The sequence below is a fragment of the Affinundibacterium amnicola genome, assembly GCF_014284275.1.
GTDB lineage: Bacteria > Pseudomonadota > Gammaproteobacteria > Burkholderiales > Burkholderiaceae_D > Undibacterium > Undibacterium amnicola.
In genome coordinates this window covers 136,429-151,890 of record NZ_JACOFU010000006.1, presented here as the reverse complement: position 1 = coordinate 151,890, position 15,462 = coordinate 136,429, and the positions used below count along the sequence as shown (strand labels likewise).

Genomic DNA, 15,462 nt, shown 5'->3' with positions numbered 1-15,462 from the left:
CTATGAGTAGCTCCATGATTAATACCATCAATCTGCTTCACAAAACTTGTGGGCGTAGTAAACACGATGTACTGGTAAAATGCAGCCCTGTCTGGCTGACGATCATGCTCAGCCTTGTTTAATGTTCATCAACAAGAGGAAACTATGACTCAACTCAAAGCCATCATGCAAACCAATAAAGGTACGATTAACTTGAATCTGTTCGCAGATCAAACTCCAGTTACCTGTGCAAGCTTTGTCAATCTGGCACAACGTGGCTACTACGACGGATTGAATTTTCACCGCGTAATCAATGACTTCATGATCCAAGGTGGTTGCCCTGACGGTACCGGCATGGGCGGTCCTGGCTATCGTTTTAAAGATGAATGCAACAGCGAATTGCGTCATGACAAAGCAGGCATTTTGTCTATGGCTAATGCGGGTCCAGGTACCAACGGTAGCCAATTCTTCATCACCCACGGCGCAACGCCACATTTGAACGGCAAACATACTGTGTTTGGTGTTGTAGTGAGTGCGGACGATCAAAAAGTCGTCAATAGTATCGTGCGCGGTGATGTGATTGAGAAATTGACGATCGAAGGCGACGCAACTGAACTGCTGGCACAGCAAGCCGAATTGCTGGCGAAGTGGAATGAAGTTTTAGATTCTCGCGCTTAATTTATTGCATCCTTTCTGACGGCATTTCACTGAATGCATTTCACTGCATGTAATCAGTGAAATGTAGTCAGTAAAATCAGTGTGATCGTCTTCAAATGCGCACACTGATACCAACCTCCGCAGCTTGCCGCTGCACGTATCATTGAGCCTTTTCGCTATGATTCAAATACGTCCTGCCACACCCTCAGACTTCGAACAAATCTGGCCGATCTTTCATACCATTGTGGCCGCTGGTGAAACCTATACCTATCCACAAGACACTGATCAACAGCAAGCCTTTCAGCTGTGGATGGAGACCCCAAGACAAACTTTTGTTGCAGAAGACAATGGCGAGATTTTAGGCAGCTACTTTATCAAAACGAATCAAACTGGCGGTGGAAAACATGTATGTAATTGTGGCTACATGGTCAGTCCGAAAGCACGTGGTCTTGGCTTGGCGCGATTGATGTGTGAGCATTCGCAAGAAATCGCTAAACAGTACGGGTATCAAGCGATGCAATTTAACTTTGTCGTTGCCAGCAATCAAGTCGCTGTGCAACTCTGGACAAAATTAGGTTTCGCCACCGTTGGTCGTTTACCGCAAGCATTTCTCCACCCGCAACTAGGCTATGTGGATGCATTGGTGATGTATAAATGCTTGGCTGAATAAATAAAAAAAACCGCTAACCAAAACTGATTAGCGGTAGTATCGATCAATGCATTTTTACGCTACTCAATACTGATTTCCTTACGGTTGTCTTTAGAAACTCTATCGATCAATTTATTGTAAGGATCAACACCAATCTCAAATGGTTTGTCTTTCACCGTCATCGTGATGCTCGGTGTATTACCCTGCAATACGCGTTTTTCTATAAAGAGAACTTTTTCATCCTTTTCCTTAGCGCCTGCAGCACGAGAGAAAATCGCGATTTCCACTGGCTCATCATAAACTCGTGGCGTTTCTTTACCTTTGCCATCGACCTCAATTTTTGCCAGATGTAATTTCATCGTCACATCCCATTGACCATCGGCGCGCTTCACTGCTTTTGCTTCGGTCACGCGATTGTCGTAGAACACAATCTTTTCAAACATATCCGTGATCAAAGCATGTTTTTCTTGCGGCGCTTCTTCACGAATGTAAGTCAATAACTCCTTGGTCGTCGTGTACGGTGCTTGTTGATACGCCTTATCTTGCAAGAAGCGTTTCAAAGCACGGTTCAGAGCATCCTCGCCAATTTCATCACGCAAGCGATAGAAAATCAAACTGCCTTTTCGATAGTGAATGTATTGCTGTCCTTCCACGCGTGCTAATGGCAATTCTTCAATCAACTCACCACCACGACCGCGCAAATAGGCATCTAATTCATACTTCAAGAAACGACGCATTTTATCCTGTCCGTATTCCTTTTCCATCACCATCAGAGCGAAGTATTGCGATAAGGATTCCATCAATACAGTCGAACCTTGCATATTCGCACCGATCACCTGATGCCCCCACCATTGATGCGCCATTTCATGTGCAGTCACATAAAATACATAGTCAATATCATCCTTATCGCGCAAATCGGCAATGAAACCAATCGCTTCAGAATACGGTATCGTATTCGCAAACGATTGTGCAAAACTCGCATAGCTCGGGAACTCTAAAATTCGCACTTGTTGATGCTGATATGGGGTGAAATTAGCGGTAAAGTAATCCAAAGATTTCTTTGTACTTTCAATCATGCGGTCAATATTGTAGGTATGCTTCTTGTCATAATAAATCTCAATCGGAATACCTTTCCAATCACCCTTTTTCACTTCCCAGCGAGCAGATAAGAAGGCGAAGAATGGCATCATCGGTCTATCCATTTTATAGTGGAAGTAACGACGTCCATTATCATCCCAAGTTTTCTGCAAATAGCCTGGTGCTACCGCGATTTGATCCGAGCTAGTTGATATCGTGGTCTCAAAATTTATCCAATCCGCTTCACTACCTAAAGCATGGTAAGCACGCGCCGATTCATCTTCCAGTTTCGGCATACGTTCTGGCTCACCTAAGCCACGCTTTCTACGTTCATTACGGTCGCGTAATTCCAAATTGGAGGCATAACCGAACTGTGGAAAAAACGCACGATCATTAAAAAAAGTTCCGTTCAGATTGACCGTGTTTGCAGCTCCGCTATTGGTAAATCCTGGATTCTCAACAGTCGTAACAAAATCCAGCGCTATACTCTCACCAGCGGCGAGCGCTTGTTTGAGTTTGAGAACACTAAAGCCCAATTTTTTATCATCCAAGACAAGCTCATGTGCAGGTAAATTCTTCCATTCCGTTTTTACCGAGGTGTTTATCTGAACAAGCAAAGTATCTTGTGGCAATGCCGATTTATTCTGCAATACATAATGCCCATTGATAAGGACTTTGCGTTGCTCTGGATAGATGTCAACATTCGCTTTCACATCGGTCAAACGTGGATGTGGAAAGTGTTTGTATTGTTTGTAGTTTTTCTCGTACTCAGCAGTTTCATCCAAAGCCGCCGTCTTGGTCTGATACTGATTCAATACATTAGTGTTGTAGAAAATCCAGCCACCAGTGAGCGCAAAGGCCATCATACTCAGCGCCAAAGCAAGGCCAGCTTTGCTATTGAGTTTCGACATCGCCAGCCGTGCACGAATACGCCACTCTTGTGACAAACCGCGCACCCAGAATGCCTGTGCCAAAATCAGCAAAGCAACGGTGAATAAACTCCAATACAAGGTGAACCAAGACCAACCATTTAAAAAATGACCATAGCCATTCATATCCGAATACGGTGTCGCCGAACTGCCAGCAAAATTATATAAATTGTGATCAAGATCCAGAGTGCCGAAAACGATTTGGGAAATCAATACCAAGATCATCATCAAATAGCCAATAAACTTATTGTTCGTTAGTACTTGAAGGACTAAGGCGAGTAAACCCAATAAAATAAAGCCACTGGCACCGAGCAAAACGCCTTTCACATACAAGGACAATTCGATAGGAGCACCGCCCTTAATCATCTGCATGAGTATTCCAGCGATTGCTCCTGCACTCAAGAAGCTTAAAATCACAGCAATCAAAGCAGCAGATTTTGCCAGCAAAGGGACCCAATTCGGTACGGGCATGGCGTCAACCACATCAGCGATTTTGACTTGACGCTCTTTGAAAATCAGTTCACCTGCATAGAAGGTGACGATGATAATCAACATAAAATTGAAGCTGCCTGCCATAATCGACAGCATATTGGTAGTGACTGGATACACCGTGGTACCAAACATCGCACCCGATTGGCTAGCGCTACCGAAAAAATTCACCAAACCGAACAACAGCATGACCAGAAACGGCACACTCTTAAACACTGCATGCACGTCAAATTTCAAAACACTCCAGAACTGCTTCCAAGCTGTTGCAGTGCCACTGTCTTGTGAAACTTTTGGCAAACTCACTTTGGCCAATTGCGGTGTTGGCGCTTGGCTCGCAATCTCCATTTTTGCTTTACCAAACCAACGACGTCCGGTACCGGCGCGTTGTGGTTTAAATAGGACTAATGTCGACGCAAACATCGTTAGCCCAATGGTTGTCCACAACAGGCGATTCGCCAACAAATAGCCGTCAAGTGCTGGCAAAATAGAATTCGATTCAGCGGTCGAAAAATAACGAACCATACGGCCATACGCACGTAGACCAAATGGATCCAGCAAAACTGCGCTCCATTCATTACTAATGTCACGAGTAAAAGCGCCAGCAACAAGCCACAGCACAAAGAAGCCGATCACACCAACATACACCATCATCATAGAACGGGTTGTTGCTGCCAATAACATCAACAAAGCGCCGATAAATAAAAGATTAGGAATGACGAAAACCATCAATCCCCAAACAAAGGGCTTCAGCGTGAATGCACCGACTCGGGCGGTGTCCACCCAAGGCATATAGGGACCAACCAGAAGACCCAAAATCACAAACAGGAAAATCACCAAGCAAGCAACCAAGCCAGCGACGAATCGACCAATCAAATAATCATGTTTGCGCATCGGTGTCGCGAACAACATATCTGAGATACCAATTTCAGCATCGCGCAAGACGGCACCAGCGATAAAGATGGTAACGACGAACATCGATAGCACACTAAACACGCCGAGAAACTGTGCAATTACCGTTGGGGCATTACGATTTACATTGCCTACGGCACCACCGACGGTAATCGCATCACTGCTAGCCGCACCGAATGCGAGTGCGCCAAAGATTAAAGCAATCACCCACAGCAATGGCTGCTTAAGTTGAAAACGTAAGTCAAACTTAAAGAATTCTAACCACATAGCAGGCTCCTTAAACAGCAAGCGCAGGAGCGCTATTTTGTGATTTGCGTAATTGCAGGAAATACACGTCTTCTAAGTTCGCTTCCACTTGACGGAAGCCGTCGTCCGGCTGGGTTTCTGAATACACATTGATTTGCGGTTTGCCAGCAACCAGACGGGTCGTCAGTACTGTGAACTTTTCTTGATAAGTTGGCAGCGCTTCTTTACTGACACTGCAACGCCAAACTTTGTTTTGCAGTGAATCAATCGCTACCTGCGGCTCACCTTGTACCAAGACCTGGCCTTTCGCGATCATCGCCATACGTGGACATAGGTCAGTAACATCTTCAACGATGTGAGTAGACAAAATCACGACTACCTGTTCACCAATTTCCGACAACAAATTCAGAAAGCGATTACGCTCATCGGGATCAAGTCCTGCTGTTGGCTCGTCTACGATCACCAACTTTGGTGATCCCAACAGAGCTTGCGCAATGCCAAAACGTTGACGCATACCACCAGAGTAGGTTCCCAGAGCACGCTTGCGCGCATCCCACAAATTCGTTTGACGTAGTAAGCCTTCAACCGATTGTTTACGGTCAGCTTTATTGGTAATGCCTTTCAAGACAGCGAAATGATTCAATAAATCTTCTGCGGATACTTTTGGGTAAACACCAAAGTCTTGTGGAAGGTAGCCCAATTGACGTCGAAGTTCTTCTTTATTTTTTAAGACGTCCAAACCATTAAAGTGAATCGAGCCGCTATCAGGTTCTTGCAAAGTCGCTATAGTTCGCATCAAGGACGATTTACCCGCGCCATTAGGGCCTAATAAACCAAATAATCCATTCGGGATTTCCAAATTCACATTATTCGTTGCATGCACGCCATTGGCGTAAGTTTTATTTAAATTTTTAATCGACAGCATGAGGTAAGCTCCTTCGTGTAAGACTTCAATAATCAATAATGTAGCGAGGATAATTTTTCTATGACATACCGTACAAAATATACATGACATCGGCACAAATCATTTCAAATGCGATCAAGTAGGCAAATTTAGGCATCAAAGCCAGAAATCCGACATGAAGTAGGTTTACGTGCTTCTCATCCACTTGCATACAGGTTGCATTTACACCAAACTACTTTCGCTTTCATGACCGAAAACTGTAAACTGATGTCTCGTTTTATCCGCTCCATCGCAAATCCTCCGGCTACCTCTAAAAACTGGAATAGTGCAAGTTCTTCCTGCACATTGCATTATGTTGAACCAACCTGCACCTACTTCTATGTCAAGCTTAGAAAAAAAACCGGTCACATCTGACCAGCCCTTACCTGGAAAATTGATCGACAAGCTTGGTAGCTGGTCGGTGAAGGCGCAGCATTACCCAGTTTTTAGTCAAACTTGGTTCCGCTATCGTGCGCTGGGTTTTACTGCGCCCTTGGGCGTATTGGCATTGATCATGCTAGTCATTTCGGTCATCGTTGCGAACGAGAAAATACAGTCTCCCGAAGCGGAAAGACCTTTCCTGATGTTTCTTGTGCTCTATTTAGGAATCGCCTTGAATTTACTAGGAGGACGCTGGCTCGCAACACAAGTCAAAAAGAGGCAGTGGCAAAAGAAAAATGAAATGTTAGGTATTGCCACTGGCCTTATCTTAGGCATTGCCCTTTCACTCGTGATTGTCGAGTCAGCAGATCGATTAGTCGACAAAAAAATGAAAAAAACCAGTCCTGAAACCAAGGAAAAACTTCATGAGCTCAGCAAAAGCAATGAGGTAAAAATGGGAATAATTATCACAGATGAACAGGAGCACGATGTCAATATCGCCAATATCATGCTGTGGATTGTATTATTAAGTTGGTGGGGCGGCGTACTCGACTTTCGCACTTATCTTAAGCAAAGTCGAGAACTCGAAGAGGCCAGTACACAAGAAAAACTCGATCAATATAAAAACGAACGCAATCAAGCGCAGATGCGCTTATCGGTTCTCGCCAGCCAAGTCGAACCACACTTTTTATTCAATACATTGTCAGGCGTACGCGCGGCGATGCTCAGTGATCCGGCACGCGGCGTCGCTATCATTGACCATTTGGTCGATTATCTACGTTCGACCATCCCGCAAATGCGCAGCGATGGCAACTTAATGTTAACCAGTGTAGGCAATCAATTTGATTCTGTACGTGCCTATTTAGGCGTCATTCACATGCGAATTCCACGTTTAAGTTTTAACGTGGAATGTCCAACAGAATTATTGGATTGTGCGGTACCGCCATTAATGTTGATCAGCCTAGTCGAAAATGCGGTGAAACATGGCATAGAACCTAAAAAAGGGGCGGTGCAAATTACCGTCAGGGCGAGAAAAATCAATACGCCTGATCAAGCCAATACTGAGCAATTGTGTTTAAGTGTGGAAGACAATGGTGTCGGTTTTGGTCACAGCAATTCTGGCTCCGGCATAGGATTAAGTAATATCCGCGAGCGACTAAAACATTTATATGCTGGCGATGCTAGTCTTGAATTAAGCATGCGTGAAGAAGGTGGCATAGAAGCGCGCATATTATTACCAATCAGTCGCTACGACAAATATTCGTCTGAGCCAAACAATACAATTTGAGAGAACTCGCATGCCAACTGCCATTATTGCCGACGACGAAGACCTGCAACGCTTAGATCTGCAACGCATGTTACAACTGGTCTGGCCTGAGCTCGAAATAATCGCCACTTGCGAAGATGGCGGCGATGCCTTAGATGCGATTGCCAAGCTGCAAGCCGATATCGCCTTCTTAGATATCCGTATGCCAGAATTAAGTGGTCTTGATGTTGCCCGTGCCAGTGATGGCAAATGCCGGGTTGTGTTTACGACCGCATACGACAATCATGCGATTGAAGCGTTTAAACTCGGTGCAATTGATTACTTGCTCAAACCAATCACAGAGGAACGTTTGCAGCACACAGTTTTGCGCATCAAGGAACAACTCAGCGCTGGTACCACGCCAAAAGATTTAATCCAAGTGATGGCGGCATTAGATCAACGACTGCGGGCGCCACAAGAAACCGAAAAAATACGTTGGATTAGCGCCAGCTCTGGCAATACCATCAAGCTATTTCCGATTGAGGAAGTCTTATTCTTCGAATCCGATTTGCGCTACACCCGCGTGGTCAGCGCCGATGATGAAGGCCATATTCGCACCTCCATCAAAGAGTTACAAAAAGGTTTAGCACCAGATCAATTTTGGCAAATTCATCGCAGCACGATGGTGAATCCACATGCAATCGCCCGCGCGCGTCGCGATGAGATGGGAAATATTCTGGTCGAGTTAAAAAACCATGCAGAGCAACTGAAAGTTAGCCAAACTTATGCTTGGCGCTTCAAGGGTATGTGAGTAGGATTGAGAGGAAATGTGAACTAAAAAATAGACGAGTTAACTCAAGAACAATTGATTTTCAATACACTTCTCCATTGAAGAGACCGCTACACAACTGTCATGAGCGGTCAAAGATTCAATATTCGGCCGCGCAGTAGCTTGTACAGAGGCCACTTTAATGATGTATCAGCTACTATGCCGATGAGTTGCGAATCAAAAGCCTAAAAAACGCTTAGGCAATATTTTTAATTTTTTCTAAAAAAATGCAAAAGCACCTACTGACTAAAGCCTCAGTCTGTGCCACACTGATTACATGACACTCACCGAATTAAAATACATTGTTGCAGTTGCCCGCCAAAAGCATTTTGGACACGCGGCGGAGGCTTGTTTTGTCGCTCAGCCAACATTATCTGTAGCAATTAAAAAACTCGAAGATGAATTAGGCGTGACCATATTCGAACGTGGTGGTACAGAAGTTTCTACCACGCCTTTAGGTGCACAGATCGTCGCACAGGCAGAGCGCGTGTTAGAACAAACCGCAGTAATCAAGGAAATCGCGAAGCAAAACAAGGATCCCTTAAACGGCCCTTTCCGACTTGGTATTATTTACACGATCGGTCCTTATCTGTTACCTGGCTTAGTAAAAAGCATGATCGCTAAAGTGCCGCAAATGCCACTGATCTTGCAGGAAAATTTTACCGTCAAATTGATGGAATTATTACGTCAAGGTGAGCTTGATGCAGCGATTATGGCTCTGCCTTTGCCAGATCACGGGATGATGGTGCAGCCCTTATATGATGAGCCTTTTGTAGTTGCCATGCCAAAAGACCATCCGTGGGCAAATCGCTCATCTGTCTCTGCAGAAGAATTAAAATCCGAAACCATGTTATTACTTGGCAGTGGTCATTGCTTCCGAGACCAGGTTTTGGAGGTTTGCCCAGAGATGGCGCGTTTTTCCACTGCTAGCGATGGCATTGCCCGCACTTTTGAAGGATCGTCACTAGAAACTATACGCCACATGGTCGCGTCTGGAATCGGGATCACCGTCCTCCCCATGGCATCCGTCTCGGATTTGCACGCAAAAGACAGCATGTTGCGCTATGTTCCTTTCAGCAACCGCGCTCCAGATCGTCGCGTGGTCATTGCCTGGCGCAAGAGCTTTACGCGCCATGCAGCAATTGAAGCCATCCGGCAAGCAGTCTTAGACTGTAATTTAGCCGGGGTAACCATGCTAGATGTTGACGCGGTCGCGCAATAAAGCACCTACTCGCACGCACCGACTGTTCCAGAATAACTCTATAATGCGCATTCTTCATAAGTCTATGAACCTGCGCATCTCATGAATTTCTTCACCACTCGTTTAGCCCTCTATTTCAAACTGGTACGTTTGGATAAACCTATCGGCATTTTGCTATTGCTATGGCCAACACTAAGCGCATTATGGATCGCGTCTGACGGTCAGCCATCATGGCAGCATTTAGTGATTTTCTGTTTAGGTACCGCCTTGATGCGTTCGGCTGGTTGCGCAATCAATGATTACGCAGATCGCGATTTCGACAAGCATGTGCAGCGCACGGCAGAACGTCCACTCACCAGCGGCAAGATCAAATCATGGGAAGCAGTCATGCTAGCCGTAGTCTTGGCACTGCTATCTTTCGCACTGATTTTGCCACTCAATGCGCTGACCAAACAATTATCAGTAGTCGCAGTGATCGTGGCGGCTTCTTATCCCTATTTCAAACGTTTTTTTGCCATCCCGCAAGCTTACCTTGGAATCGCTTTCGGCTTCGGCATACCAATGGCCTTTGCTACCGTGAATGATGCGATTCCAACTCAGGCATGGTGGCTCTTAGTCGCCAATGTATTTTGGGCAATTGCCTATGACACTGAGTATGCAATGGTGGATAGGGAAGATGATTTAAAAATCGGCATTAAAACCTCGGCCATCACTTTCGGGAACTGGGATGTGCTGGCAATCATGCTCAGCTACCTCATTTCTTTATTGCTTATTCTCATCTGCGGTCTACAATTTGGATTAAGCTGGCCGTTTATCATTGGCGTTGTGCTTGCTGGATTAATCGCAATTTATCACTACAGCTTAATCAAAGAGCGTGACCGGGCAAAATGCTTTGCTGCCTTCCGTCATAATAATTGGTTGGGCGCGGCGGTTTTCTCTGGTATTGTCATTGACTACTTAATGCGCTAAGTGAAATCATCGCCTAGCTTGTTCCTATTCAATTTCACAATCAATGTCGCCATCAATATCAATATAAATGCCACTATTTTGCGCTAACGCAAAACAAAACCTGCTTTTAGTTCTAGACTGATTTTCGATGTACTTTGTTCTTGTTCTACTCTATGTTCTTTGTTAGCTCATTTTGAAAAAGGGAAATACCATGAATTCAGCCGATCAACACAAAGCCAACCTGATGCGCGAACTCACACAAGTTCTGAAAGACGCCGAAGAACTGATTAAGAATTCAGAACAACAAGCGGGTGATGGTTTTCAAAGTGCCAAAGATAAACTCGAAGCGACCTTGAAAAACGCCAAACAAGAAATCCACCGGATTGAAGAAGTCGTCGTACAAAAAACCAAAGACGCGGCGCACGCCACCGATGCCTATGTCCATGATAACCCTTGGAAAACGGCGGGGATCGCTGCTGGTGTCGGCTTATTGGTAGGCTTACTCATCGCCAGAAATAAATAAACCAGATGGCAATCACGGATTCCATCGTTCGACTGGGTACCAGTCTAATTGAGACGCTACACACGCGATTAGAATTGGCCTCGGTCGAAATCGAAGAAGAATTTGGCCGCTATGCTGGCTATCTTCTTCTATCTTTGCTTGTCCTGTTTTGCGGTATCGTGAGCATCTTACTCATCATTCTATTGGTGCTGATTCTGTTTTGGGATAGCCACCGTGAATTGGCTTTATGTGGTTTGATCGCGCTATTTGGAGTCGCCACTTTGTCTATCGTGCTTTATCTTAAATCAGCGATAAAAAACAAACCACGCTTATTCAGCGCAAGTTTGAACGAGCTACAAAACGATTTGCAAACGCTACGCCAAAGCTCAGCAAACCTAGCACAGGATTCTATTCAAGCTGCGTCCAAGAGAAACAAGTCTGCTGAAGATAACGAGGGCTTTTAAGCGATGCCAAAAATTGCTCTAGGCAACCGTCAGCAACAGTTACAAGCCAAACGCTTGGCATTAGTTGAGCGTTGTCATCAGCAAAGGCAAGAACTGATTTGGCAAAGCGCACAATTACAGCATGATTTGCGATTCATCGAACTTGGCCTGCGCACCGCAAAAGCACTTCGCGCATCACCGATCTTAATCGCAGCACTGGCTGCCGGGCTCACGATCATCAAACCCAAACGTATTTTGTGGTTATTGAAAACTGGCGTATCCAGTTGGCGTTTATGGCTCAGACTTGCACCAGTGCTGATGCCCTTAATTCCATTGCTGCGACGTTGGAAAACTGGCACTAATGAACCACAATAGTAGGATGCAATCGAATCTACTACAAAGTAGAATTCGCCAAACGTCGTTGCGCTTCTTCCTCTGCTTCCATGCGGGCCAATTCGATTTCTTCTATCACCGCGCCCACATCCACAGGACGTTTGTCTTCCGCCACGATGCCAGTCAACACGGTATCAGGTCGTAATAAACCTGCGACGTAAAGATTCCAGATTTCTTTACCATACTGCGTCTTAGCTAACTCTGGCGCGAACTGACTAAAGTAGTTTTTCAGATTATCCACATCACGGTACAACATGGCTGCCGCACCCATATTGCCAGCAGCATTAATTGCTTGTGGCAAGTCAATAATCACTGGGCCTTGTTCATTCAAAAGAATATTGAATTCAGATAAGTCACCATGAATAATGCCAGCACATAACATCAAAACCACTTGCTGAATCAACTCTTCGTGGTACACCAAAGCTTGCGCATAACTCAGACTAACATCATTCAAACGCGGTGCGACTTGACCATCAGCCGTACTGACCAGATCCATCAGCAAGACGCCTTCAAAACAGATGTACGGTGTTGGCACTCGCACCCCAGCATCGGCTAATTTATACAGCGCATCAACCTCGGCATTTTGCCAAACCTCTTCCTGCATCTTGCGACCATACTTAGAACCTTTTTGCATAGCACGCGCTTGTCGGCTGTTTTTCACCGTGCGCCCTTCTTGATAAGCAGCGGCCTGTTTGAAGCTACGCTGTCCAGCTTCTTTATACATTTTGGCGCAGCGTATCTGATCACCGCAACGCACTACAAAGACGGTCGCCTCTTTGCCACTCATCAATTGACGCAAGACTTCATCGATCATTCCTTCATCGACTAAGGGCTGTAAGCGCTTAGGTGTTTTCATAAGCTGCAAATCCTTGCTGTGGTAAGGTCGTTGATGCGGGTCATTCTAAGAGCACGGCATCGTCGCCAATTAATGTCGTCCAAACTCGTCACCCAATTCTTTACCGCGTAGCGCTGCAGCTTGTACTGCTTGATGAATCGCGGCTTTAACTGCGCTATCGTCCATACTACACAAGGCAGCATAAGTTGTTCCGCCTTTCGACGTGACGCGTTCACGTAAGCTTGACACTGGCTCTTCTGATTGTTTCGCTAGCTGCGCTGCACCGTTGAAGGTGGATAAGGCTAATTGGCGCGCCTGGCTTGCGTCAAAACCCAGTTGCATCGCAGCTTCTTGCATTGCTTCGATAAAATAAAATACATATGCCGGACCGCTACCAGATACCGCAGTCACGGCATCTATCATCGATTCATTATCAACCCACAAACTGTCGCCGACGGCTTGCATCATCGTCTCTGCCAATTTCCGTTCTTCGTCTATCACTGCATCCATGGCATACAGTCCTGTCATGCCAAGACCGATCATAGCGGGAGTATTAGGCATCGCCCTGACAATCTTGCTATGACCGCCTAACCAGCGTGACAAATCAGCGGCTCGAATGCCTGCTGCCACGGACAAAATCAACTGCGTTTTTACAAAAACACGCAAACTCGCAGCCACCGCATGCAATTGCTGTGGCTTCACTGCCAGCACAATGACATCCATCTCTAGCAATCGCGCATCCATTACACTGCTGGTACTGACCCGATAACGATCAGACAGATTTTGCAAATTTTCTGCATTGACATCAATCACATAAATCTGTGCAGGTGATGCGACTTGTTTGACCAAACCACTGATCATGGCACTGGCCATATTGCCGCCACCGATAAAAGCTATTCGCAAACTAGACTGCATAATCTCGCTTCCCAAAAATTGCACTGCCAATTCGAACTATGGTGCTGCCTTCCGCGATTGCCGCCTGCATATCCGCGCTCATCCCCATCGACAAAGTATCCACCGCAATTCCTTGTGTCTGTAATTGTCGCTGCAACACCGCTAACTGACGAAATGCCTGTCTTTGCACAGCTTCGTCTTCGCTTGCCTCTGGCACGCACATCAGACCACGCAAACATAAATTCGGCAACTGAACGACATGTTTTGCCAATGAGTCCACTTGATCTGGCGTCACGCCACTCTTACTCGCTTCACCGCTGATATTCACTTGCAAACAGACTTGTAACTTTCCCGCGCTTGACGGACGTTGCTCAGATAAACGTGTTGCGATTTTTTCTCTGTCGATCGAATGCACCCATGAGAAATTTTCCGCAATCTGACGTGTTTTATTGCTTTGAATTGGTCCGATAAAATGCCAGACTAATTGTTCAGCGCCGCCATCATCTGCTAACAAGCGTCGAACTTCTGCAATTTTATCGACACCTTCTTGCACATAATTTTCACCAAATGCACGCTGTCCAGCCTGCCAGGCTTGTAGTACCTGTTCTGCACCAAAGGTTTTAGATACTGCCAATAAGGCAATTTCAGTTGGATTCCTGTCATAGCGAGCTGCACTTAGTGCAATTGCCTCATGCACGGCTTGCAAGTTTTGGGGGATTGAGGACATAATCAAGGACGTAAAACAGCATTAAAGAATATCAGGCAGCAGTCAAATGAATCACTCAGGTATGTGGATTGCATGATTCACACAACAACATCAACACACCTTCAATTATTTCGTATCGGATTATAAATGGATATCTCAGAACTTCTCGCATTCTCAGTTAAGAATAACGCATCCGATTTGCATCTATCTTCCGGCCTACCGCCAATGATCCGCGTACACGGCGATGTGCGCCGGATTAATTTACCGCCATTAGAACACAAAGATGTGCATGCGCTGATTTACGACATCATGAATGATGGTCAGCGCAAACATTTTGAAGAAAATCTGGAGTGTGACTTTTCTTTCGCGATTCCGGGTCTGGCGCGTTTCCGTGTTAACGCGTTTAATCAAGAACGTGGCGCCGCAGCGGTTATGCGTACCATTCCATCAAAGATTCTGACACTGGAACAACTCAATGCGCCGAAGTGCTTTGCTGAATTTGCACTAAAAGCACGTGGCTTAGTGCTGGTAACCGGACCGACTGGCTCCGGTAAATCAACTACATTGGCTGGCATGGTAAATCACGTCAATGAAAGTGAGTACGGACATATTCTAACCGTTGAGGATCCAATTGAATTTGTCCATGACTCTAAAAAATGTCTGATTAATCAACGTGAAGTTGGTCCACACACACATTCTTTTTCAAATGCTTTACGCTCTGCTTTGCGTGAAGATCCAGACGTGATTCTGGTTGGTGAATTACGTGATTTGGAAACTATTCGACTGGCATTAACTGCCGCAGAAACAGGTCACTTAGTATTTGGAACGCTCCATACCTCCTCTGCCGCAAAAACCATTGATCGTATTGTTGACGTTTTCCCGGCGGAAGAAAAAGAAATGGTGAGGTCTATGTTATCCGAATCCTTACAGGCTGTTATTTCGCAAACTTTATTAAAAACCAAAGACGGCTCTGGTCGCGTAGCTGCTCATGAAATTATGGTGGGTACTCCTGCGATTCGTAACTTAATTCGTGAAGCGAAAATCGCTCAAATGTATTCTGCGATTCAAACAGGTAGTAATGTTGGCATGCAAACATTGGATCAAAATTTATCGGATTTATTACGCCGTAACGTTATTTCAGCTGCGACGGCCCGAGCAGCTGCGAAAATCCCGGAAAACTTCCCTGGCTGATGCCGCCCCAAAAAT

General features: G+C 45.5%; 15 protein-coding genes. 10 read left to right on the top strand and 5 right to left on the bottom strand.

The features are described 5' to 3' along the window. Positions 1-144 precede the first annotated feature (144 nt). Positions 145-657: a peptidylprolyl isomerase gene (locus H8K33_RS14890; protein WP_186891841.1), complete on the top strand. Its 513-nt coding sequence runs from the start codon at positions 145-147 to the stop codon at positions 655-657. A gap of 157 nt (positions 658-814) precedes the next feature. Continuing rightward, positions 815-1,306, top strand: a complete 492-nt coding sequence (locus H8K33_RS14885; RefSeq protein WP_186891840.1) for a GNAT family N-acetyltransferase — start codon at positions 815-817, stop codon at positions 1,304-1,306. Between the two features lie 59 nt (positions 1,307-1,365). Here the strand turns inward: H8K33_RS14885 and H8K33_RS14880 are convergent, their stop codons facing one another. Next, positions 1,366-4,956 carry an ABC transporter permease/M1 family aminopeptidase gene (locus tag H8K33_RS14880; protein WP_186891839.1) on the bottom strand — a complete coding sequence of 1,197 codons (3,591 nt, stop codon included), beginning with the start codon at positions 4,954-4,956 and terminating at the stop codon, positions 1,366-1,368. Positions 4,957-4,966: 10 nt separating this feature from the next. Further along, positions 4,967-5,860, bottom strand: a complete 894-nt coding sequence (locus H8K33_RS14875) for an ABC transporter ATP-binding protein (RefSeq protein WP_186891838.1) — start codon at positions 5,858-5,860, stop codon at positions 4,967-4,969. Positions 5,861-6,218: 358 nt separating this feature from the next. On the opposite strand from H8K33_RS14875, the gene H8K33_RS14870 reads away from it, so the two are divergent. The 7 genes from H8K33_RS14870 to H8K33_RS14840 all read left to right on the top strand — a co-directional run bounded on the left by H8K33_RS14870 (position 6,219) and on the right by H8K33_RS14840 (position 11,803). Next, positions 6,219-7,547 carry a sensor histidine kinase gene (locus H8K33_RS14870; protein ID WP_186891837.1) on the top strand — a complete coding sequence of 443 codons (1,329 nt, stop codon included), beginning with the start codon at positions 6,219-6,221 and terminating at the stop codon, positions 7,545-7,547. Between the two features lie 10 nt (positions 7,548-7,557). After that, positions 7,558-8,316 (top strand): LytR/AlgR family response regulator transcription factor, encoded by a 759-nt coding sequence (locus H8K33_RS14865; protein ID WP_186891836.1) that lies wholly within the window; start codon positions 7,558-7,560, stop codon positions 8,314-8,316. A gap of 295 nt (positions 8,317-8,611) precedes the next feature. Next, a complete protein-coding gene (locus H8K33_RS14860; RefSeq protein ID WP_186891835.1) occupies positions 8,612-9,556 on the top strand; it encodes a hydrogen peroxide-inducible genes activator in 945 nt (314 codons plus the stop codon). A gap of 81 nt (positions 9,557-9,637) precedes the next feature. After that, positions 9,638-10,504, top strand: coding sequence for a 4-hydroxybenzoate octaprenyltransferase (gene ubiA / locus H8K33_RS14855; RefSeq protein ID WP_186891834.1), 867 nt, complete (start codon positions 9,638-9,640; stop codon positions 10,502-10,504). 190 nt (positions 10,505-10,694) lie between these two features. Continuing rightward, positions 10,695-11,006, top strand: coding sequence for an ElaB/YgaM/YqjD family protein (locus tag H8K33_RS14850; protein WP_186891833.1), 312 nt, complete (start codon positions 10,695-10,697; stop codon positions 11,004-11,006). A 5-nt stretch (positions 11,007-11,011) separates the two neighbouring features. After that, entirely contained in the window at positions 11,012-11,449 is a 438-nt protein-coding gene (locus H8K33_RS14845) for a phage holin family protein (protein WP_186891832.1), read from the top strand. 3 nt (positions 11,450-11,452) lie between these two features. Then, on the top strand, positions 11,453-11,803 hold the full coding sequence (locus H8K33_RS14840; RefSeq protein WP_186891831.1) for a YqjK family protein: 351 nt from the start codon (positions 11,453-11,455) through the stop codon (positions 11,801-11,803). 19 nt (positions 11,804-11,822) lie between these two features. Here the strand turns inward: H8K33_RS14840 and H8K33_RS14835 are convergent, their stop codons facing one another. From H8K33_RS14835 to H8K33_RS14825, 3 genes are all read right to left on the bottom strand, one after another. Further along, positions 11,823-12,677 (bottom strand): PA4780 family RIO1-like protein kinase, encoded by an 855-nt coding sequence (locus H8K33_RS14835; RefSeq protein ID WP_186891830.1) that lies wholly within the window; start codon positions 12,675-12,677, stop codon positions 11,823-11,825. A 69-nt stretch (positions 12,678-12,746) separates the two neighbouring features. Further along, complete coding sequence (gene proC, locus H8K33_RS14830; protein WP_186891829.1) at positions 12,747-13,571, bottom strand: pyrroline-5-carboxylate reductase; 825 nt, start codon at positions 13,569-13,571, stop codon at positions 12,747-12,749. Then, positions 13,561-14,277, bottom strand: a complete 717-nt coding sequence (locus H8K33_RS14825; RefSeq protein WP_186891828.1) for a YggS family pyridoxal phosphate-dependent enzyme — start codon at positions 14,275-14,277, stop codon at positions 13,561-13,563. Before H8K33_RS14825 ends, proC begins: the two co-directional genes overlap by 11 nt. Before the next feature lie 126 nt (positions 14,278-14,403). Here H8K33_RS14825 and H8K33_RS14820 point away from each other — a divergent pair, with 126 nt between their 5' ends. Continuing rightward, positions 14,404-15,447: a type IV pilus twitching motility protein PilT gene (locus tag H8K33_RS14820; RefSeq protein ID WP_186891827.1), complete on the top strand. Its 1,044-nt coding sequence runs from the start codon at positions 14,404-14,406 to the stop codon at positions 15,445-15,447. The last annotated feature ends 15 nt before the right edge of the window (positions 15,448-15,462 follow it).